The sequence below is a fragment of the Treponema bryantii NK4A124 genome (genome assembly GCF_000421345.1).
GTDB classification, from domain to species: domain Bacteria; phylum Spirochaetota; class Spirochaetia; order Treponematales; family Treponemataceae; genus Treponema_D; species Treponema_D bryantii_B.
In genome coordinates this window covers 87,031-109,893 of the sequence record NZ_ATWV01000002.1, presented here as the reverse complement: position 1 = coordinate 109,893, position 22,863 = coordinate 87,031, and the positions used below count along the sequence as shown (strand labels likewise).

Here is a 22,863-nt window from a genome sequence, read left to right as displayed (position 1 = left end):
CTTCTATCTATAAAGTTTTACATTGCTGCGGTCAATTGTCTTTTCGCAGGCTTCCCAGAGGCCCTGGAGATATGTAGCACCAAGAGCGCGGTCGTAAAGACCATAGCCTGGCATTGCCTTTTCACCCCAGATCATACGTCCGTGATCCGGGCGGATAACTCCGTCGAAGCCTGTTTCGTACAAAGTCTTTACAATCTTGAACATATCAAAAGAACCTGTGCTCGAAAGGTGAGCAGATTCCTGGAAGTCCAGGACAGGATCATCAATTGCAGTGTTGAACTTAAGGTTACGAACATGTGCAAAGTGAATGCGTCCCTGAGCAGCCTTAATAAACTCACAAAGATCATTCTTGCGGTTAGTACCGTAGCTTCCTGTACAGAAGGTCAAACCATTGTGAGGGTTGTCTACAGCCTTGAGCATGCGGCAAACCTTATCCTGACTTGTGATGATGCGTGGCAGACCAAATACAGGCCAGGCCGGATCATCCGGATGAATTGCCATATCAATATTGTATTTATCGCAGACAGGCATAATTGCCTTAAGGAAATAAACGAGATTATTGAAAAGCTTTTCCTCGTCTACACTCTTGTACATTTCAAAAAGCTCTTTTACGCGGGCCATGCGCTCTGGTTCCCAGCCAGGAAGAATAAAGCCGTTTGAATCCTTATCAATAGAAGCAAACATTTCCTCAGGCTTAACACCATCAATTGCCTTAGAGTTGTAGGCAAGAACAGTAGAACCATCTTCGCAAACGCGGGCAAGCTCGCTGCGGGTCCAGTCGAAAACAGGCATAAAGTTGTAGCAAACCATGTGGATATCTTCCTGACCAAGGCGCTCCAATGTCTTAATGTAGTTTTCGATGTATTTATCGCGGTCGCCGCCACCAATTTTAATATCGTCGTGAATATTTACGCTTTCAATTCCGGCAATCTTAAGACCAGCGTCCTGAACTTCCTTTTTGATTTTCTGAATAGCAGCAAGTTCCCAGGCATCACCAGGAACAGAATCGTACAAAGTGGTGATAACACCGTGAACTCCCGGCACCTGTCTAATCTGCTGCAAAGTAACTGAATCAAAGCCGGTTCCATACCAGCGCAAAGTCATTTCCATAAAAATATACTCCTAGTATTTTCAGTATAACATTAGTCAATCGATTTATCAACTAAAATACTTGCATACTAGTATAACAATATTAAAAATGAGGAAATATCCCTAAAAAAAATAGCGGCCGAATCCGACCGCTTTTACCACAGAAGATTATTTACGCTGTAAACCAGTCTTCCAGACGCAGAAATGATTTTTCCTTAAACTGCTCAAAGTCTGAAGTATTGTGTGTTACCAGCACCATTCCGTTAGAAATGGCAGTAGCCGCAATCTGAGAATCATAAAAAGGAACTTTTTTACCGTCTTTTTCTGCAGCAGCCTGAATTTCACCACAGATTTGAGAAGCAAATTTGTCGTAGGAAATTACATCCATATTCGAATCTAAATCACTCAAAAAGCTTAACAATGTTTTCTTTCTTTTACCTTCTGGCATTCGTGTTATTCCACGAATTATTTCCTGCCAGGTAACAGCCGATATTGCACATAAGTCTCTTCTTGCATTGTAAAAATCAATTACCTGTTCATCAGGTCTTTCTTTAACAAACTCTGATACTATATTCGTATCCAATAAATAAGTCTTTTTCATTTCATTACCTCCTCTACCCTAAGCCCATGGATCTTTTGAATAGTCAGGACATTCTCTTGACGGTGTAAAATCAAAGCCCATATCATCGAGTTCACCTTTATGCTCATTACGCCATTTAGTAAGCCAGTCAATTTTATTTGCTTTTCTGTCCTCATATTCAGAATAACTCATAATCACCGCCACAGGCTTATCATAGCGGGTAAGCTCAACAACCTCGCCCTCTTCGGCCGTTTTTACCAGAGCCGAAAAATTATTGCGCGCCTCATAAATAGAAGTTCTGCACATAGATACCTCCTGTGTAAGGCTGCCGGTCAGAGCAGCCGGTGTTCAATAGCAAAGCGTTAAAAAAAATTGCGATGCAGCAATTTTTTAGCTTTACCTCTTTTCTAATTTTCTGTAAGGATTATAGCACGAGAAAACATTATGGTCAACTTTAAAATTGTTGGCTAACTTTTACTTTTTAACAATCTTGTACTCAAAGGTAGCAGTTGCAGAATAGTCTGCAGGTTCAAAAAGCCAGTCGAGTAACTGACCTGTAATTTCCTGCTTTACAATATCCTTGAAAGCAGAGGAAGGACTAATTGTTACACCGGAAACATTTCCTTTTTCATTTACCCTGAAAGAAATAGAAACTGTTATAGAAGCATCGATTGTAGCAGCAGCTGGAGCTGTAAGATTGATTACCGGGCTCGCAGGGCTTATAAGTGCGCGGGAACGACCATTGGACATTTCCATTTCTACTTTGCCAGAGCCGCTTGTTTTTGCTTTAGCTGATGTTTCTGACTGAACTCCGTTTGCAGCATTGCCTTTGAAAGTAGAGTTTTTAATTCCCTCAAGCGCACTTGAAGTTGAACTTGATGCAGTATTTGATTTACTGCCGGTATTCGAGTTTGTACTTGTTATTTTAGAAGAATCTGATGCAGCCGCAGTTCCTGCCGAACCTGAGAAGGCAGGTGCATTATTCTGAACTGTACGAGTCTGTGCACTTTCATTAATTTCTTCAGGTTCGTCATCTGCAAACATTGCATCCCAATCAACATTTTTCTTAGGCTGTTGTTTTGTTTGATTTGCAAAGGCTTCCATCGGGTCTACTGCATATTCAATCGGTTCACTGACAGTTTTTTGAGGTGCGGGAGCAAGCTCTTTTTTCGGCTGGGTCTTAGGTTTTGGAGTCTCAACTTTTTTGGGAGCTGGCTTTGGAGTTTCCTTTACGGCTGGTGCAGGTGGATTTTCGATAACCGGCTGAACCTGTGCAGGCTCACTCTGTACGCTCGCCTCACTTGCGCTCGCACTCGCCGCTTCTGCCGGGGCCGGAGCTTCTTCAGTTTTTTGCACGACAGGCGTAGAAGAAAGCACAATCTGCACTTCCTTGTACTGCTTCTTCGGCTGCGGCTTAATCACAAAAGAGAAAATCAAAAAAAGCAGCCAGAAGAGTATGGTGCCGGCAATTGCGAAAAACTCGCTGGTGTTGGAAACTGAACTGTCTTCGCCAAAAAGCGGCTTACCTCTATAGTTTATCATTTTTCTGCAGTAGTCCTTAAATTAATGACACAGTAACCGCTTTCACGAATCACATCAAAAATCTTTACGATGGTTCCGTTTGTTACTTCTGAATCAGCTTCGAGCGAGACAGGAAATTCTTCTTTCTTTGTAGTACCGGTATCAAAAGTCAAAAGCTCTTCGCCAAGACCGGTCATGGAAACTTCCTTATCATTAAAATACAGAGCCCCGTTACTATCTGCCGTAATCGTAATTCCCATAAGACTTGTTGACTCGGCAGTATGACTCTGGGGAAGATTCAGTTTGATTCCCGGCAGGGTTGCAAAGGTTGTAGAAACCAGAAAGAAGAGAATCAGCTGAAATACAATATCAATCATCGGGGTCATATCCACGTTAGAGCGGATACCTTCCCTCTTTGTTTTAAGTTTCATAAGCAGCTCCTATCGGACACGGCCTGTGAGACGCAAAAGTACAGAAGTAACTCTTGCTTCCATTTCAACAAGACGGCGGTTTACGCGCGAAACGAAATAGTTATGGAAAATAACTGATGGAATTGAAACACACAAACCTGCAACGGTAGTTACAAGGGCCTCGGCGATTGCGCCTGCAAGCAGCGAAGGATCTCCCATTGAACCGCCGGCACCAAGAACTCCAAAGGCTTTAATGTTACCGGTTACAGTTCCCAGAAGACCGAGCAAAGTTGCAATATTTGCAATTGTTCCAAGAGGAGTTAAAAGATGTTCAAGGCGGGGAACAACAAAGTCCATCTCGGCTTCAACAGCCTCACGCAAATCATGCTCTTCATAACGGCGGCAGTCCATAGCCTTTTTAACAACCTGAGAAAGAGGTGTGTCTGCCTGAGCACAGGCAACGGCGCAGGCCTCATAATTTCCGGCTGCAAGAGAACCGTCTAAATCACTCATCAATTTCACATCACGCTTATTGATATTAAAAAAATAAATGCATCGTTCAATAATAATAAAAGTTGCAATAATTCCGCAGATGATAATTGGAATCATCAACGGTCCACCTGATTTTAATGTCTGAAACATATATCCTCCATGTCATTCCCCGGCTCGACCGGGGAATCTCTTAAAATACGAATTTTAAAAGCAAGGCAGCAGAACCACCCCTGCCCTCATATATTCCTGCATAAGTTCTTGTTTCGCCCTTATACAGATTGATTAAATCATTAAGACTAAGAACTGCTCTCACCGACTGTGTCACACGAACAAAGCCTTCTGCATTCACAAGCGGTGTCTCCATTTCTTTATTAATCGGAAGAGTACAATTCACATCAACTCCCCATTTTGAATTTTCATCCTGAACATTAACATCAAGCTTTACAGTCTGAATATTTTCGCCGACTGCTACATCCATCCAGTTTGAGTGCCAGCTTCCGCTTACTCCGAATATTCCCTGATGATAAGAAAGCCCAAAGTCTGTTGAAAGTCCCTTATAATCATCTATACTATACCCATAGATTGCAGCAGTTTCGTCATAAGCCGGCTGCCATCTGCCATTGCCATAAGCAGTCTGCCTGTATTCAATACCAGCAGTTCCTGTAAAGGAATCTTTAAGCGGAATACTCAGATTAAACTTACCGTACCATTCTGAAACTTCTGAAGGATTCCAGTTCAGATTTGTAAACTTGTATTTTTCTTCCAGCTCCAAGCTTTTAGGCTTATAAGAATCAATTCCACCTTCTGCAGAAATTGAAACCCGGCGGTTAGCAAAATATACAGGGAATGAAGATTCCACACCTACAGTGAATGGAACAATAACAGAATTCTCCATAATATTTTTTCCAACTACAGCAGCTGCATTACCATAAAGTCTGATAATGTCATTTTTCCACTGCAAATCAATTGTAAATTTTGCACGATGACTTTTCGGGAAAAGAATATTTTCAGTAAGCTCATTATCAAAATCATAATCTGTTGTAAAGCCGGTATCAAAACCATAGCCCTGCCAGCGGAAAAATACAGAAGGAGCTAGAGAAAAGTATCTTACGGTTTTAATCTGAGAACATTCGATATCTGCATAGCGATTATAAAAATCTGCAGTGGCAGCACTTCCAAGAGAAAAACCGTTATCAAAAGAATAAGCAATATTTCCTCCGGCATTATACAAATCGCGGTTTAAGAGTCCGATTTTAGAATCATCAAAAATAAGATTTCCCTGCAAACCGTCTGAAGCAGATTTATAAGACCCGGATGCTCCCCACTCAAGATGATTTTTTTTGTACTGCTTTTCAAGAGCAAGTTTTGTAGTTCTGTCACTGAAGCCATCTGTTAATGAATGTTTTGCATAACCTGAAGCTGCATCATGTTCAAAGCTGAACTTAAAAGGACTTGCACCAATTGTTCTTGCAACAGAAATATTTCCTGTAAAGAAAGCAGGGTATCCGCCGCCGATTAATCCTTCAGCATAAACAGATTTTTCTACAGGCTTAGCTTTACCGGCAGCGATATCTGTATTATCGCTTGAATCTTCCTGAGGTAATTGTGGCTGCAAGTCTCCACTACCGACCGGTAGTTTCAGAACATCACTAAAATCTGGAAGTGCATCTGCACCGGCCTTTTCTGTATCTCCCGAAATAACTGTAGTAACTTCGGGCAGCTCAATATTCTGAGCCCAGAGATTTGTATTTACGCCTCCAAGGGCAATCAAAACTGATGATAATATAATTACTGATTTTTTATTACACTTCATAAAAATCTCCTGCTTGCGTCCTAGTTGCGTTCTAGTTACGAGCCTGGCCGGTTACCCGGTCAACACGCTCTGCCTGAATACTCTGAGGATAAAGCTCTTTGAGAAGAGCAGCTGTCTCACGGGCATCGCCGGCGAGTCCTTCTGCAGCAAAAGCTTCTGCCGCACCATAAAGGGCTGCTGCCGCCCCACCCTCATTTTTTACGCTTCTATAATATTCAGCTGCCTTTAGATAGGTCTGGGCAGCCTTTTTATTTTCTCCATTTTTTCGACTATATTCCGCAATAAACTCTGCGTTGTAAGCCGCATCCGCCCTCTCCCCGGCCCCGGTCTGTTTTGCAAAAAGACGCTCCGCCAGTTCAAAAGCTTCTCGCTGAGTAGAAAGACTTTCCGCATACAGGCGCACAAGCTCAGTTCCCACTCTGCGCCCTTCAACAGTGCCAGCCTCCCCGGCCGCAGCAAAAGCACTCTCTTTTTCTGCAACGCGGCGGTCTACACCGCCAACGATTTTCTCGAGCTCCCTTGCGCGTTTTCCAATTTCATCATCTGCCGCCTGCTTGGCAAAATCTCGCAGCATTCCCCGGGCAATACTCAACGCCTGAGAATAATCTTCCTGTTTATAATAAGCCTCGAGCAGATTTTTATTTGCGCCGTAAGCATAAACACTTTGCGGCCACTTCTGCAGCATAGTCTTATTCAACATTACGCAACGGTCGTTTTCTCCAAGACGCAGGGCACATTCTCCGCTGTAAAAGAGTGCCGCATCGCTGAAGCGGCCGTTAGCGTACTTATAAATATAAGAATTAAATCTTGAGAAAGCCTGTGAATATTCGCCGTGTGTATAATAGAGTTCGCCGGCCCGGTACATAGCCTCCTCCGCATAAGAAGAACGCGGCAGGCCTTCATAAATGCGGCGGTAAAGCTCGTCTGCTCGCTCAAGCTTATTCTGACGCTCATAGATTTTTGCAGTCATGAAAATGCTTTGGGCCGCAAAATCGTCGCGGCCACTGGTATATGGCGCAAGCAGTTCTATTGCCGCATCGTAGTTTTCGTAGTCGGTAAATATTTCGGCACTGAGGACCACAGCTTTTTGCTGGGCCTGGCCGGCCGGTGAATAACGTACGAGATTTGCAGCCTGCACCGAAGCGTTTTTAAAGTCGCCGGTTTGCAGGGCTGATTTTACAGCATACTCGTAGCTGCGGAGAATGTATGGGCTGGCAAGGCCGGCACCTGCGGAGCTGCCAGTCTGTGAACCTCCCCCCTCTTCCATACAGTATCTTACAAAAGACGAATACGAATCCTTGAATTGAGCCTGATTATATTCAGCATAGCCCTTATAATAATAGGCAAGCTTATTGAGTTCGGACTTTCCAGAAAGCAGTCGGATGTAAGAAGCAAAACGGTCTGCTGCAGACTTCCAGACTTTCTGATTTATCAGGCAAAGGCCGCAAAGATAATCCTTCTGATTAGATTCAGCTGCATCAGCAATTTTCAAAGCCTCGTCATAGCGGCCGCAATGGAAGAGAGCAAGTGCGTAATCAAAAGACGGGGCTTGCAGAGAAGCCTGCGCGTCAATCAATTTTTTATACTCGTCACAAGCCTCTTTATACTTTCCCTGCTTACACAAGGCAGAAGCATAAAGCTCGCCGCTTATAGGGTCCACTTTTTCGAATTGGCTCTTTTTATAATAATATGATGATATTGCCAGACGGTCAGAGCGCCCCGGATTTTTTATTTTTCCATAAAGGCCCGGAATCTCTTCCCATTTTTCACTCTGGATTTTACACTGTAAAAGAGTTGAATAATATGAATCTGCCGCACCCGAAGTTTCTGATTTTTTAGCCAGAGACTCAAGACCTGAGAGTTCTTTTTCTGCGGCTGCAACCTGCCCCTGCTCAAGAAGAATTTTTGCCTTGTAAAGATTTCGGAAAAGCTTTAATTCTGTATTTCCACCATCTTCCTCAATCTCAATTTTAGAAAGATAAGTTTCTGCTTTTTCATAATTTCCGGCATTAAATTCATCAACTGCTACCCTGAGCAAAAAGCTGTTTATGCCGGGAATATTCTTACTGCTGCTGTCCAGAACCCGGCTGTAGGCCTTGTAAGCTTCATCATTATTTTTTAATGCAGCGCAGGCATCTCCATAATAAAAACAGAGAGAAAGATAAACGGCCGGCTCAAAGCCCTCTTCCGGTAACTTCTTAAAAAGAGCAGCAGTTTTTGCTGCATTTCCGCTTTTGTTATAAGAGATAAAAAGTTTTTGAACTGCCTCGCCATAATCAGCTGAATCAAAAAGTTTTCCATTGGCAGTCACATATTCAAAAGGCCCTGCTGCTTCCTTCCATTTTTCAAGCTCGTAAAATGCACGGCCCGAATACAAAATAGAGGGAGCATAATACTCCATATCTTTATTTGTAAGGGCAAGGCTGCAGGCAAGATGAAATTTTTCAAGCGCTGCAGGATATTTTTTCTTAGCAAAAAAAGCACGGCCCAAAAGATAATTACAGCGGGTAATTTCCGGAGAACCGGAATGCATGCGGGAAAGAGCCTGCTCCAGAGAGCTTATGGCTTCATCATAATTTTCCATATAAATCAGAGCCTGGCCTTTATATGCTAAGGCTGAATGAAAAAAAGATGATTCGGGATAGCTGCTTTGAAGTTTATCTGCCGCAGTTACTGCACCAGGATAAAATCCATTATCAAAAGACTGCTTTATTTCGTTAAAAAGCTGCACATCCGTTTCTGCCTGCGCAAAGCAGAAGGCAGAAGCCGTAAGAAGTAGTAAAGTTGTAAGTAATCGTTTCATATTTTAGACACCGGTGGTTTCGATACGGCTTCGCCTACTCAACCACCAAAAGCAATTCTATTTTGGGAAAAATCTCTCCGACGATTTTACCCTTGTAAGATAAACAAAGTCATCTGCATAATAGTAACAGAAATTTTCAAGTGTCATTTCGCGGCCATTCATAAATACAGAGCAGGCAAAAGCTCCGTCCTCTGTAAAGTAAGGGAATAAGGCAACACACTCATTAAAGGCCATAATTTCAGGCGAAACAGTTCTGTCTGTACCTCTTATTGCTCCAAAGTAAAGTGTACCAGGCTCTGTAGAGGCAAGCACATAAAGCAGCGATGGAAGCACTGCAACTGTATGTCCGGAATTTTCAACAAAGGTAACTGTATTTGCAACACCCTTGTCTGTAATTGATGATGCAAAAGGATTTACAGTTACATCAACTCCAGACTGATTAAACATATAGTTTTTTCCGGAATAAACAGAAACAACCGCAGAAGCAAGGTTTCTAACCCAGTTCAGAGAAAAGAAAAGATCATACTTTTGAGAAAGAACCCCCTGTCTTCCGTTGTCCTTTACCTCAACGGTTTCTTTGATAAGCGGATCTCTTTTTAAAAGGCCGCCAGACATAGGTTCAACAAGTCCATCTGCAATCCATTTTACAAAGCCGGCAGACGAAAGAATAATATTATTTTCCGGCAGGTCAGCCCTTTCAGCTTTTTCAAACTTTTTTCCATTCGAAATATGAACCAGGTCGCCGGATTCATCGTACATAGCATCCGGGGCAATTGTTATTGAAGGCAGTTTTTCACGGATTACAGCAATCATCTGTTTTATTCCATTGTATTGCTGAGGATCTGCGAGCACATAATTCCATGGAAGCTTTGTTTCTGTAATATTCATTACATCTTCAAAAGAAGCAGAATAGAATTTTTCAAAAGGCATTCCGGTAGGAACTCCTCGGGCTGCATAGTGACCAAAAATCACAAGATCAGCCAGGGCAATTTTTCCCTGAGGAGTAAACTGAATAAATACTTCGCTGTTTTTCAAAAAGTAGTAGCGGATGCGCAAAGGCTTTCCGTTTCTTTTATCGCGGATTAATACCCAGCTGCCGGCCGCATCTCCAGGATAAAGCTCCTGCTCTTCGGTATACATTCCCTTGTCGGAAAATACATTTACTTTTATGAGGGCTCTAGGAGAAACAAAAACATTAAAGGTAGTTTCATTTTCTTCCAGACGAATCTGAAATTTTTCACCGTTGTTATTCGCACGGATTTCAGGGGCATTCATTCGAACCTGACTCAAAGGTGCAGTAAACCACACTTCCTCAAGCCCTGCTCGGATTTCTGAAGAATCTGGAATTCCAAGTCTGTTATAAGCTGCAAAAAGCGGAAGCAGCGCAAATAACGCAGTAATCAGACAAATCAGTTTTTTCAATTTTTCCTCCCCCAACCCCTGCAGCTAAGCCTTCATTGCCTCTCCGGCAGGGTCAGTGTCTGTTGCCCCGGCAGCAAGACGGATTTCTGCTTTTACAAGACTTCCGTCCGGCATACGAATCATATTATTCTCAACTTCATCCGGATGTTTTCCAACCGGCGCATTAGAAAGCAAAAGCTTAAGACGGTTAAGCTGATTTACCTCAGAGCTGCCCGGATCGTAGTCGATTGCGCTGATATTTGCTTCCGGGAAGCGGCGGCGCAATTCCTTAATCATCCCCTTTCCGGTAACGTGATTTGGAAGGCAGGCAAAAGGCTGAACGCAGGCAATGCTTGGAGCACCCTCGTGAATCAGCTCTACCATTTCGGCAGTAAGGAACCAGCCTTCTCCGGTCATGTTACCAAGCTGTACGATATCATCAACTCCCTTCATCAATTCGTAAATCGAAGAAGGAGCTTCAAAACGACGGCTGCGCTTTAAGTACTTAATCATCTTCTTGCGGTAGAGGTCCAGGCCCCATACAAGAAGTCTTGCAATAAGAGCAGATTTCTTTGTGAACTTCAAATCTCTGTGACGGATAATATCATCAGAGAATGAATAGAAGAAGAAGTCTGCAAGGTCTGGCATTACACACTCAGCACCCTCGCGTTCAATTGTTTCAACAATCTGATTGTTTGCAGTCGGATGGAACTTTACAAGGATTTCTCCAACTACACCAACGCGTGGCTTTTTAATAGGCTTAAGAGGAAGCTTATCAAAATCCTGGATGATTCCCTTAATCAGTTTATTGTAGTCATGGTTAGAAACTCGCTTTGAGAAAAGTGCTTCTGCACGGGCATTCCATTTTTCGTAAAGCTGATTTGCGCTGCCCGGCACTGCCTCATAAGGGCGGGTACGGTAAAGCACGCGCATAAACACATCGCCCACCATAATTGATTTAACAAGATTATCAATCAGAGGGAAATTAATCTTAAAGCCAGGATTCTTTTCAAAGCCCTGGGCAGAAAGTGACAGAACAGGAATGTGTCCCCAGCCCGCATCGTTTAAGGCACGGCGGATAAAGCCGATGTAGTTAGTTGCACGGCAGCCGCCACCGGTCTGTGTGATAATAAGGGCAGTTCTGTCTAAGTCATACTTACCGCTTTCCAGGGCAGAAATCATCTGACCGGCTACCAGCAGTGACGGATAACAAGCGTCGTTATTTACATACTTAAGTCCGGCTTCTACAGCCTTAGGGTCTACGGCATCGAGAACAACAAAGTTGTAGCCGCAGGCAGCAAAGGCCTTTTCCAGAATTCTGAAGTGAATCGGCGACATCTGAGGGCCGATGATTGTATAGTTCTTGCGCATCTCTTCTGTAAAGATTACGCGGTTATAAGCTGAAGATTTGATTACAGGCTTAGTCTTGTTGCGGCGTCGTTCTTTTACTGCTGCAATAAGAGAGCGGATACGGATACGAACCGCGCCCAGGTTACTTCCCTCATCAATTTTGATAAGAGTGTACATGCGGCTCTTGGCACGAAGGATTTCGTCTACCTGGTCTGCAGTTACGGCGTCGAGACCGCAGCCGAAGCTAGTGAGCTGCACGAGTTCAAGCGACGGCATCTCGCTTACAAACTGAGCGGCACGGTAAAGACGGTTATGGTAAACCCACTGGTCAATAATACGCAGAGGGCGTTCAATATTTCCAAGGTGAGCAACAGAGTCTTCTGTAAGAACGGCAAGTCCAAGCCCGTTAATCATCTCAGGAATACCATGGTTAATTTCCGGGTCCAGGTGATAAGGACGTCCGGCAAGTACAATACCGCTTCCGCCCTTTGTAATGATTTCTTCGAGAGCCTCTTCACCCTTCTGGCGCACTTCCTCACGGAATTTTTCCTGCTCTGCCCAGGCCTTGTCTACAGCGGCAAAAATTGCATCTCGGGTAAGACTCGGGAACTTTTTCTGCATCTCTTCGCAAAGGCGTTCTGCAAGTGCTTTCTTATCATAAATAGGAAGGAATGGATCCATATAAGTAACTGTCGGATCCTGGCGAAGCTCGTCTACGTTGTTGCGCAGAACTTCCGGATAACTTGTTACGATAGGACAGTTATAGTGGTTACCGGCACCCGCATCTTCCTGGTGCTCATAAGGTGCACAAGGATAGAAAATAAATTTAACGCCACGCTGCAAAAGTGAAACCACATGTCCATGGCTGATTTTTCCAGGGTAGCAGACAGATTCAGAAGGAATTGTTTCAAGACCTTTTTCGTAAACATTACGGCTTGAACGCTGGCTCAAAATTACGCGGAAGCCAAGCTCGTTAAAGAAAGTAAACCACATCGGGTAGTTCTCATACATATTGAGAACTCGCGGAATACCAACGTCTCCCATTGGAGCATCTTCCGGCTTACGAGGCACGTAGTTGAAAAGTCTCTTGTATTTCCATTCAAAAAGATTTGGTAATGGACCTGCGTCATCGTCATCAAGTCCGGTATTCTTTTTGTTGCTTGCGTCAATTACATTACCTTCAAGCTCAGCACCCTTTTCGCAGCGGTTACCTGTAATGAAGGTTCGTTTTTCGTCTCCGGTTGAGAAGGTATTAATTGTAAGAAGACAGTTATTCTGGCACTTACCGCAGCGGCGGAGCTCAAGGTCTACGTGGAAGTTTTCCAGCTGCTCAAGAGTTGCAATGCCAGAACGAACATCATGAACTGTATCTTCCGGCTCGCCAGGCTTTGGCATCATAAGATCCTGCCACTGGTCGTAAGCAATAAGGGCAGAACCATAAGCACCCATAAGGCCGGCAACATCCGGGCGATAAACCTGAACACCTGCAATTTTTTCAAAGGCACGGAGAATGGCATCATTAAAGAAGGTACCACCCTGAACTACTACCTTTTCACCTATGTCGCTTGCCTTGCGAAGTTTGATTACTTTGAAGAGGGCATTTTTGATTACAGAATAAGAAAGACCTGCAGCGATATCTGCAACAGAAGCACCTTCCTTCTGAGCCTGCTTAACGCGGCTGTTCATAAATACAGTACAGCGGGAACCAAGGTCTACAGGCTTCTGGGCCATCAAAGCAATCTTACCGAACTCTTTTACGTCCATGCCCATGGTGTTGGCAAAGTTGTCAAGGAAGGAACCACAACCAGAAGAACATGCTTCGTTCAGCTGGATACTTACGATTGCACCGTCCTTCATGCGGAGACACTTCATATCCTGACCACCGATATCCAGTAAGAACTCAACGCCAGGAACAAAGAAGTTAGCGGCACGGAAGTGTGTGATTGTTTCAACCTCACCGGAGTCTACGCCAAGTGCTGCCTGGAAAAGAGCTTCACCATAACCGGTAGAAACTGCACGGGCAATATATACATCTTCAGGAAGCTGAGCATATAAGTCTTTAAGAACCTGAACTGCAAGCTCAACCGGATTACCCTGATTGTGAGCGTAGAAGTCCCAGATAATGCGGCCGTCTTTGTCTATCAAACAAGCCTTAGTTGTTGTAGAACCAGAGTCCAGACCAAGGAAAACAGGTCCGTGAGTCTTTTTCAAGTCTCCGCGCTTAGCCTTCTGCTCGCTGTGGCGAACTTCAAACTCGTCAAGCTCTGCCTGATTTTTGAAGAGCGGCTCAAGACGCTGAACTTCGCTAAGCTCAGCACCTACAAGATTTTTAAGATTATCGCGGAACTCGGTGATTGTAGGGAAATGGAAGTCACCGGTGGTTGAGTAGGCCGCAGGCCGTATCGAAACCACCCCAGAATTCGAATCACTGGTGGTTTCGACAGGCTCAACCACCGTATTAAACTTACGCTCGGCACCAAAAGCACAACCCGAAGCCACAAAAAGCTGGCTATCCTCAGGAACGATTATCTCATCATCTTTAAGCTTAAGAGTTTCAATAAAGCGCTGGCGCAGCTGATCCAAAAAGTGCAAAGGTCCGCCAAGGAAGGCAACGTGACCGCGAATCGGCTTACCACAGGCAAGGCCGGAAATAGTCTGCGACACAACAGCCTGAAAAATAGAAGCCGCAATATCCTCGCGGCGGGCGCCTTCGTTAATTAAAGGCTGAATATCAGTTTTGGCAAATACACCACAGCGGGCCGCAATCGGGTAAATCTGCTGCATACCCTTTGCAAGCTCATTCAGTCCCATTGCATCGGTTTCGAGCAGGGCTGCCATCTGGTCAATAAAGGCACCAGTACCACCGGCACAGGTACCGTTCATACGCTGCTCTACACCGCCACGGAAATAAGTAATCTTAGCGTCTTCACCGCCAAGCTCAATTACAACATCAGTCTGAGGAATCAGCTTTTTTACAGAAGTAGTAGCCGCAATAACTTCCTGAATAAAAGGAATATTCAGCCACTGAGAAACAGAAAGACCGCCCGAACCGGTTACCTTTGCGGTAATTGTACGAGCCGAACCTCCCTCTACATTCTGCTCCAAAAAATCAAGCGCTTTATTTACTACAGCAATAATTGTGCTGCGAATATCTGCACGGTGACGCTGATAGTCACCATAAATCAGTTTGTCATCATCATCAAGAACCGCAACCTTAACAGTTGTGGAACCAACATCTATACCAAGCCTTATCGGCAGTAAAGTCTTTTCACTCATACAATAGATTTTAACGGTTATCCCCTACTTAGTCAAACCGACAAACATTTCCCTGATTTTTGTTGTAAAATCTGCAGTGTCTTTACGAAGTTTAAGCAGGAAGGAATTATCTTCCAGAGGGCCGATAACTTCATCCATTTCTTTTTCGCTGCGGTAAACCATATTGCGGTAATAATCGGTATAATCCTTTTCGCGAGATTTCAAAGAAGCATTGTAAATATCATAAGCCACAATAGAAACGTCATCTGTAATATTGCGGTATAAATCTACAGAGAATTCTTCAATCGGGCGGGAATAAAGCTGCTCAAGAAGATAAAGGGCATAACGAACCTTGTACTGCTCATAAGCACAGTTACAAAGATTATAGAACTGATGAACCGATTCCCAGTTATTTATGCTGCCATTTTTGATATTTTCAAAAAGCTCACGGATTTTTTCTGACGGAATAATCTGGCCACCCACATTTTCCCATTCGGTGTAAAGAGGCAGCTTACGAATCCGGTCAACCAGTTCATGTGTAAGCATTTCCTGATTCAAGTCCTGGCAGAAATCCATAAGGGTACGGGTAGCAAAATACTTTACAGTTTTGCGATACATCTTGTAAGCTTGAACCGGTTTATAAATTACTGCACCATATTTTTTCTGACAGATTGAATCTTCAAGTGTAAAATCTGCTTCTGTATTCTGATGAAGGTAGTCCTTGGCAGCCTGATACTGTTCTTCTGCAGTAAGCTTTCCTTCCATATATTCATCATTAATTGATTTTAAATAGCCGGCTGTAAGGCCAATTATACGGTCAAGTGCGGTCATTATCTCCTGCATTGTATCCGGAGCAAGAGGATCTGTTTCTATTATCTGTACCTTCTTCTTACGTTTGTCTCGTTTAAGGAATTTATCTTTATTTCTGGTGATGGCAAACATATCATACATAAACCACCAGGCAGGAATAATAGAGATTTTAGGAGAGCCGTTATTTCCCGGAGCAACCAGAGCAAAAGGATAAGGAATATCCAGCTCATACTGATAGCTGCCCTTAGAAACAAGTACGAAGGAAGCAAAGCGGGAATTATGTTTAAAGTCACTGCAAAGTCCCGGCCAGAAACCGCGTTTTGCAAAAATCTCACCATCAGGCGAACGGCTGTTATGGTTACTACCGATTGTAGCACCGGCCGCAATATTACTCTGTCCCATTACAGTTGTAGCAATCAGGAATGAAGAGTTATGATGCTGTTCATGGAAAGGATAAATAAGATTATTTAAGATTTCGCAGCAGGAAACGGTTGAGTTATCTCCGAGCACAGAGTTCAGAACACGGGCACCGTACTTTACCTGACAATTGCGGCCAAGGACAAAGCGCACGGCAATTGCCTGATAAAAGACCTTACAGCCATAGCCCATAATACCGTTTACCATTTCTACACCTTCGCCAATCTGCGAAGCTTCTTCTTCGGAAGAAAGAACGGTAATATTTTTAAGCTTAAAGGCACCTTTGATATAGGCTGCCTGACCGATTTTTGCATCCTTAATAATGCTTACATTTTTGATTACAGCGTCATCGGCAACAATTCCGTAGGTATCAAGCTCATGAGAAACTCCGGATTCTGTAAGCTCAACAAAACGCTTTAAGAGCTCGGCATCATCGCGGTAATGAGACCAGAGATAGGCATCTGCCGGAATCAAATCTTCAAAAGGAAGAATTTTACGGCCTTCGTTTTCGTTTGCAACACCAATCCATACGCGGTGCTCTTCCGGTTCCCCCTTCTTCAAAATACCGTTACCAAACTTTGCATGGTTGGTACAGCTCATTTCGTTGATATTAAAAAGGATTACCCTGTTACCAAGACGGTAATTATCCAGATAAAATACATTACGGATTACACAGAAGTCACCGGTAACTGTATTACTTACCTTAGAACGGCGGATACCACACTGAAGTCTAAGGTCGTTATATTTGAGAACAAGATTCTGAAGTTTTCCAAGAACAACATAACCCGAAAAGAATGAAAGATGAATTAATGAAGGATCAAAGCCATCTTCTGAATCGTCTACGTAAAAATTACTCCAGCTTGGATCGTCATTATGATTCAGATTTTTTTCCAGGATTTCTATTTCGGCTGGTGTGAGACGGCGTTTATTTTGTAATAATTCTGCAGGAACTACAACTTTAGAATAATCTGCAGGCTTTTCAATTTTAACCATAATAATTCAGTTTAACCTATATTGCAAAAAGTGGAAAGTAAAATATTTATATGATAGAATAAATTCAAATAATGATAACGGTGGTTGAGTAGCCCAAAGGGCGTATCGAAACCACCATAAAAGAGCACTCTACAATGTGGTTTCGATACGACACTACGTGTCTACTCAACCACCGGATTAAATATGCGAAGAATTTTGATATTATTACCCTTTCTCCTCGCCGTACCCCTTTTCTCTTCCCCGGTAAATCAGGTGCAGGAATACACCCTCGAAAACGGCATGCAGGTTTTTCTTCTGGAAGATTCCACAGACGCCCAGGTACATATCGAATACAGCTGCCGGGCAGGTTTTTCTTCGCAAACTCAGACCACAAATGGCTTTTTTAAGCTTTTTACCCGCCTGATTCAGGCTGCAAATCCTTCTATAAACTTTGCAGATGTTCAGTGCAATGCCGATTCTTCCCGCTATTATATAGAAGCAAGTCCTTCGCAGGTAAGCGACATTCTTTTTAATCTTTCAGAAGCCCTTTTTAATCCGGATTTTACCGATGAACTTTTACGAAGTCAGCTTAACGCCCTCAAAAAAGAAGTAAACGACAATAAAGACTCCATGTCGGTTTGTATAAACGCCGCAATTGATTCCCGTGTTTTTTCAGCAGCACCGTGGAAACACGATTCTGGCATTTACCCTCCTGTTTTCCGCAAAACCAGCGAAAAAACAGCCCGCACGGTTATAAAAGAAATAAGCGAACAGTGGTATACCCCAAAAAACAGCGCCATTTTTATCTGCGGTAACATTAATACAGAACACACCCTGCTCATGCTGCGAAACAGCTTTGGCCGTTTTTATTCTAACTTCAGAACTCCCGTAGAAAAGCCTGCCCTGCCTGTAAATCATCATAGAAAATACGTTCTCCACTCCAGCGAGATTTCTCCGGAGCTTACCCAGCTTGTAATTCAATATACAATGCTGGATATGGAGCAGGCTGATTTAATGGCCCTTGCCCTTGGCTACGAAGGTTCCCTTTTTAAGCAGCAGGTCTTGAGTTTTGAAGAGCTCAATATTCCCGGCGATGAATACATAAATGTTTCAGCCGCCCACAAAAAAGACTCTTCCCGCCTTATCATTCAAACTCTTTTACAGACTCCGGAAGATAAGAAAAAGGCAGCAGCTACTAACTCCTTTAAACAGGCTGAACTTTTCTTAAAGCAGATTTCTTTGATTCCCCAGCTTGTAGACCCGCAGGAGTACGAATATGCAAAAAACCAGCTGGTCTACAGTCTCAATCGTACGGCAAATCTTCCTTCTGAACTCATGCATACCCTGGCGGAATTCTGGGCTGTTCAGCCTTATGCTCAAAATGAAGAAACCGAGCCAGAAGGCTTTAATTCAATGACTGCGGCACAGCTTATGAGCCGGCCAGAAAAACTTCATGCCAGTACATTAAGCGAAAGTCTTTCTCAACTCCAGAGCGAAGAACCTTTTGTTTTTGTAATCATAAACAGCAAAGACTATAAAGCAAACAAAAAGGCCTACGCCGCAGCAGGCTTCGAAGAAATCACAGAAAAAAACGCATCCTGGTATGTACAGCAGATTTATAAAGATTCCCTGACCGAAGCACAGACACAAAATGTTCAAAAACTCTACACCACCCAGTCGATTGCCGACGACAACAGCTACTATCAGAAAAATCTGGATTCTATGTCTAACTTCACCCTTTCAAACGGAATCCGTGTTTATACAAAACAAAATCCACTTTCAGAACAGACCTCTATGATTCTTTCCATTGCCGGTGGAAAATTCAATTCTGCAGACGACAATGGTTTTGAAGAGGTAATGGTAAATCTTACTGCCACCCTTATTCAAAAAAAGCTCAGGAGCGCCCAGTCTGAAGGTCTTATAACCGGTGCTTTTTATGTAAGTTCCGAAACAGACCTCTCTACAGGCAAAATAATTATAGAATTTGATGAAGAAGACACAAATGCCGTTTTACAATCAGTTTATCAGGCAATAGTATACGGCGAAATTGCTCCAGCTGATGCAGACAGAGCAGTTTCTGCACGAAAATACAGAAAACGACTGGAAAACGGTACGGCTTCAAACCAGCTCTACAGTGCTTTTATCCGGAAAGCTTATGGAAAAGGCAGCATAGATTCTGTATTCGACGCAGAAAAGGAAATCTTACTGGAAACAGACTACACAAAGATTCTTGCAGCCTACCCTGCAATGCTCAATGCTTCACGCTATTCAGTTATAGTCTGCGGAGCCCTTCATGAAAATCTTCAAAGTCTTCTGGAAGAAAACCTTGGCCAGCTTGCAGCACAAAAATCAGAAAAAAATACAGAAAAAACTGAAGGATCTGTCACATCAGCTGAAGCAGACTTCAATTCCGCAAAAAATCTGACAGTTCAACTCCGCCACACCTTCTTAACCGATATTCCAGCCGAAAAAGCAGGTCCCCAGCCGGCAGTTCTCATTCCAACAACAGAATTTTTAGACCCGGTAATCTATGTAAATAAGGCTCCAGCTCCAGGCAGCAGGCAGGCAGCCCTTTATAACGCACTTTTGTGCTATCTTGGAGCAAAACTCGAAAAAAATAATCCGGTAACTCTTCGGTTTCCACGAAATTCATTAAATTTCAGTTCTATCACCATTCAAAATGTAGCCCATACCCGTGAACTGGATGCACAATATAAAAGCCTTATTCAGAGCACAAAAGACCAGATGCTCCGCCTCCAGGCAAATGAAACAATAATCCGCGAAATCAAAAACACCTGGATTCAAAAAGAAATGGCTCAAACCTCTTCAAACACCGGCACTGCCCTTCTTATGCAAAAAGGACTGGAAGTTTTTACAAATCAGGCAGCCCCTCAATGGTACCTGACCGAATACAATTATATTCAGACCGCTACTGCTCAGGATTATCTTGAAATAATGGAATACTTCCCTGTAATCGCACCGTCCAGAATCTACTCGGTTGATTCTAAAAAATAATAAATCCACAATAAAGCTTTGGGGATAAACACAGACCGTCATTCCGAACTTGTTTCGGAATCTATGTAAAGATGCTGAAACAAGTTCAGCATGACATAGTGATTATCCCAAGGAGGCTTTATGATTTACGGATACATCAGAGTAAGTACAGACAAACAGACTGTAGAAAACCAGAGATTCGAAATCAATCGATTTATTAAAAAAAGTAAACTCCACGTTGAGTCCTGGATTGAAGAAACAATAAGCGGCACTGTAGCTCCAAACAAGCGCAACCTCGGCAAACTTATCAGCAAAACCAGAAAAGGCGACATAATCATCTGCTCCGAACTTTCCCGTCTGGGCCGCAATATGTTTATGATAATGTCCATTCTCAACATTCTCATGGAAAGCGGCGTAATCATTTACACAGTTAAAGAGCGCTACAAACTTGGCGAAGACCTTACCAGCAAGGTCCTCGCCTTTGCCTTCTCCATTTCTGCAGAAATTGAACGATCCCTCATTTCCCAGCGCACAAAAGAGGCTCTTCAACGCAAAAAGGCAGAAGGCGTAAAACTCGGCCGCCCAAAAGGCAAACTCAACTCCCACTACAAACTTTCCGGCTGCGAATACAAAATCAGAATGATGCTGCACGAAGGCTACCCCAAAACCCTCATCAGCAAACAGCTAAACGTCTCCCCTTCTACGCTCTACCTCTACCTGAAGAAAAAAAATATTCATTTATAAAAGAAATACGGTGGTTGAGCCTTTGCGAAGCAAACATTCACATACGGTGGTTGAGTGTTTGCGAAGCAAATGTATCGAAACCACCGTCCCCCCGTGAAACATTCTGCGTGAAACACCTCCCTTCGAAAAAAAGGGAGGATTTTTTCAAATGAAAAAAATCGTTGGAATTTTCGCAGCAGCAGCAGTTCTTGCTACTTCTGTATTTGCAGCAGATCTCACAGCTGGTGTAAGACTTGAAGGAGATTTGTTTAACTACAACGGCACTTCAGAAAGTGCTAAGGCTCTTATGCTTAAGAACGCAAATCACTTCTGGCAGGCACCACTTACTTTGACAATTTCTGATGACAGAGCTGGTGGAACTTTCAAGTTCACAGATAACGAAAGCAATGCATTCGAAACTGGCAAGTGGGCAATCTGGTTCAAGCCAATGGATATGCTTAAGGTAAACCTCGGTACAATTGATAAGTCAATGAACGTTGAAACAATTGATTACGGTGGACGCCTTATCAACTATGATAGCTTCGGTGCATCTTTGGATGTAAATGTTGACGCATTCTCAATGACATTCTCTGTAGTTTCTGGAAATGGTACATACTGGTTCCAGGACGGAAAAACTTTGAAGGCAGCTGCTGCTAAAAAGGCAAAAGAAGAGGCTGAAGCAAAGGCAAAAGAAGAGTATAAATCAAAGGCTGAAATTGAGGAAGCTGGTAAAAAGGCAGAAGCAGCTGTTAATGGTGCTGCTGATCCAGATGCATCAGTTGGTGAATTCAATTTTTACGCTCAGTACTCAGCTGACTTCGGAACAATCTCTGCTATGTTCGATGCTAAGAACACATTCAAAGACCTCGCTATCGGTGCTGGTTACAAGAACACATTCGACCCTCTTACAATCTTCGCTGATGTAGCATTCTACAAAGGTGCAGACGATGTAAACGGTCTTGGTGTTGATGCAGACGTAGTATTCGCTCAGGATGCATTGAACGCTCAGGCATATGTACAGTGGAAGGCAAATAATCTTGAGAAAATTGAAAAAGGAACAATGGACCTTCTCGCACTTGCTAAGGTTTCTTATACACTCGATGCAGGAACTGTATATCTCTACTTCAAAGATGCTGACTTGATGGCAGATGATTTCTCTTGCACAATCAAACCTGGTTTCACAAGCAAGGTATCTATCATGGACTACGAAATTGCAGTAAAGTTCGATATTGCTAAGAAAGTTGATATCTCTGTACCAGTTAATTTCAAGGTTAACTTCTAATAGACTTTTAGTCTAACATAAAGGGCTGCCCTTCAACGGACAGCCCTTTTTTTATAATGTGTCATTGTCGGGCTTGACCCGACAATCTATCAAACAGGATTAATTATGAAAAAAAACAAAGTCTTTTTAATTTCATTACTTTCAACCTCAATTATATTTTCTGCTTGTCAGAGTTCAAAAAATAACGTAACTGCAAGCGATACTTATAACGATTCACCTGATTTAGAAATAAATGCAGAGGGAGAAGAAGTAACCTCATCTCCTGCTGCTTCAAATACACCAGTAACACCAAAGAAAAAGAATGCTTTAGAAGAATTTTTTACTTACGGAAACCGTGATGATTACATTAAATATGATGAATCATCTGTTTTTGTAAAAGAATTTGGATTAAAAGAAAAGAGAGCTACTATTTTAGTTCGCCCAAATGATAAAAAAGCAGGTTATGGCTGCTATTATGGAACAGTTTATTATATCGTTCAGTTTGATGAAACAAACCGAAAAAAACTTGCAGAAGCTATGGAAGCATATCTGCAGGATTTTGAAAACAAGAATCTGCAGCGAAAGGGTAATCATACAGAACGTGCTTACGGTAAAATCAGCTATCGTCTGGACTGGGGAACATTAAGCTCTTCTACTCCTAATCACGGAGAAGGTTCTGGTTACGTTGGTTATGAATTCATAAAGGGTTCTCCATATTTCACTATAAGTAACTATCCATTCTACAACGATGCCTTCGACATCATTGGCGATTCCGTAACTAGAGAATCTCATCAGCTTCATTATTATTTTACAAAAGCTCAGATAAAACAGCTGGTAGAACTTCTCTCCGAAGACAAAATCAATGCCCAGCTCGTTGATAACGGCTACATGCGGGCCCCAACCGAGGTCGATGAGTATTAAGTAATTACTCAAAAAACAGAAATGGCTGTCCAAACGGGCAGCCTTCTTTAT

General features: G+C 43.0%; 15 protein-coding genes. 4 read left to right on the top strand and 11 right to left on the bottom strand.

Translation table 11 applies throughout. The features are described from left to right. Nucleotides 1–3: 3 nt before the first annotated feature. The 11 genes from uxuA to G626_RS0102075 form a co-directional block, all read right to left on the bottom strand. Nucleotides 4–1,110 (bottom strand): mannonate dehydratase, encoded by a 1,107-nt coding sequence (uxuA, locus tag G626_RS15060; protein WP_022931145.1) that lies wholly within the window; start codon nucleotides 1,108–1,110, stop codon nucleotides 4–6. A gap of 151 nt (nucleotides 1,111–1,261) precedes the next feature. Then, on the bottom strand, nucleotides 1,262–1,690 hold the full coding sequence (locus G626_RS0102120; protein ID WP_022931144.1) for a type II toxin-antitoxin system VapC family toxin: 429 nt from the start codon (nucleotides 1,688–1,690) through the stop codon (nucleotides 1,262–1,264). Nucleotides 1,691–1,708: 18 nt separating this feature from the next. After that, complete coding sequence (locus G626_RS15055; protein WP_022931143.1) at nucleotides 1,709–1,975, bottom strand: type II toxin-antitoxin system Phd/YefM family antitoxin; 267 nt, start codon at nucleotides 1,973–1,975, stop codon at nucleotides 1,709–1,711. Nucleotides 1,976–2,143: 168 nt separating this feature from the next. Continuing rightward, on the bottom strand, nucleotides 2,144–3,211 hold the full coding sequence (locus tag G626_RS0102110) for a hypothetical protein (RefSeq protein ID WP_022931142.1): 1,068 nt from the start codon (nucleotides 3,209–3,211) through the stop codon (nucleotides 2,144–2,146). Next, complete coding sequence (locus tag G626_RS0102105) at nucleotides 3,208–3,621, bottom strand: ExbD/TolR family protein (protein ID WP_022931141.1); 414 nt, start codon at nucleotides 3,619–3,621, stop codon at nucleotides 3,208–3,210. Before G626_RS0102105 ends, G626_RS0102110 begins: the two co-directional genes overlap by 4 nt. 9 nt (nucleotides 3,622–3,630) lie before the next feature. Continuing rightward, on the bottom strand, nucleotides 3,631–4,242 hold the full coding sequence (locus G626_RS0102100) for a MotA/TolQ/ExbB proton channel family protein (protein ID WP_022931140.1): 612 nt from the start codon (nucleotides 4,240–4,242) through the stop codon (nucleotides 3,631–3,633). A 40-nt stretch (nucleotides 4,243–4,282) separates the two neighbouring features. Beyond that, nucleotides 4,283–5,905: a hypothetical protein gene (locus G626_RS0102095; RefSeq protein WP_022931139.1), complete on the bottom strand. Its 1,623-nt coding sequence runs from the start codon at nucleotides 5,903–5,905 to the stop codon at nucleotides 4,283–4,285. Nucleotides 5,906–5,936: 31 nt separating this feature from the next. Beyond that, on the bottom strand, nucleotides 5,937–8,708 hold the full coding sequence (locus G626_RS0102090; protein WP_022931138.1) for a tetratricopeptide repeat protein: 2,772 nt from the start codon (nucleotides 8,706–8,708) through the stop codon (nucleotides 5,937–5,939). A 57-nt stretch (nucleotides 8,709–8,765) separates the two neighbouring features. Continuing rightward, nucleotides 8,766–10,130 (bottom strand): hypothetical protein, encoded by a 1,365-nt coding sequence (locus G626_RS0102085; RefSeq protein WP_022931137.1) that lies wholly within the window; start codon nucleotides 10,128–10,130, stop codon nucleotides 8,766–8,768. Nucleotides 10,131–10,154: 24 nt separating this feature from the next. After that, nucleotides 10,155–14,735, bottom strand: a complete 4,581-nt coding sequence (locus G626_RS0102080) for a 2-hydroxyacyl-CoA dehydratase (protein ID WP_022931136.1) — start codon at nucleotides 14,733–14,735, stop codon at nucleotides 10,155–10,157. A 24-nt stretch (nucleotides 14,736–14,759) separates the two neighbouring features. Then, nucleotides 14,760–16,934: a DUF4954 family protein gene (locus tag G626_RS0102075; protein WP_022931135.1), complete on the bottom strand. Its 2,175-nt coding sequence runs from the start codon at nucleotides 16,932–16,934 to the stop codon at nucleotides 14,760–14,762. Between the two features lie 183 nt (nucleotides 16,935–17,117). Here G626_RS0102075 and G626_RS0102070 point away from each other — a divergent pair, with 183 nt between their 5' ends. From G626_RS0102070 to G626_RS0102055, 4 genes are all read left to right on the top strand, one after another. Continuing rightward, complete coding sequence (locus G626_RS0102070) at nucleotides 17,118–19,928, top strand: M16 family metallopeptidase (protein ID WP_081647475.1); 2,811 nt, start codon at nucleotides 17,118–17,120, stop codon at nucleotides 19,926–19,928. Nucleotides 19,929–20,048: 120 nt separating this feature from the next. Then, nucleotides 20,049–20,651, top strand: coding sequence for a master DNA invertase Mpi family serine-type recombinase (locus G626_RS0102065; RefSeq protein WP_022931133.1), 603 nt, complete (start codon nucleotides 20,049–20,051; stop codon nucleotides 20,649–20,651). Between the two features lie 148 nt (nucleotides 20,652–20,799). Further along, nucleotides 20,800–21,912, top strand: a complete 1,113-nt coding sequence (locus tag G626_RS18170) for a hypothetical protein (protein WP_022931132.1) — start codon at nucleotides 20,800–20,802, stop codon at nucleotides 21,910–21,912. 105 nt (nucleotides 21,913–22,017) lie between these two features. Beyond that, nucleotides 22,018–22,812: a hypothetical protein gene (locus G626_RS0102055; RefSeq protein WP_022931131.1), complete on the top strand. Its 795-nt coding sequence runs from the start codon at nucleotides 22,018–22,020 to the stop codon at nucleotides 22,810–22,812. Nucleotides 22,813–22,863: the final 51 nt, after the last annotated feature.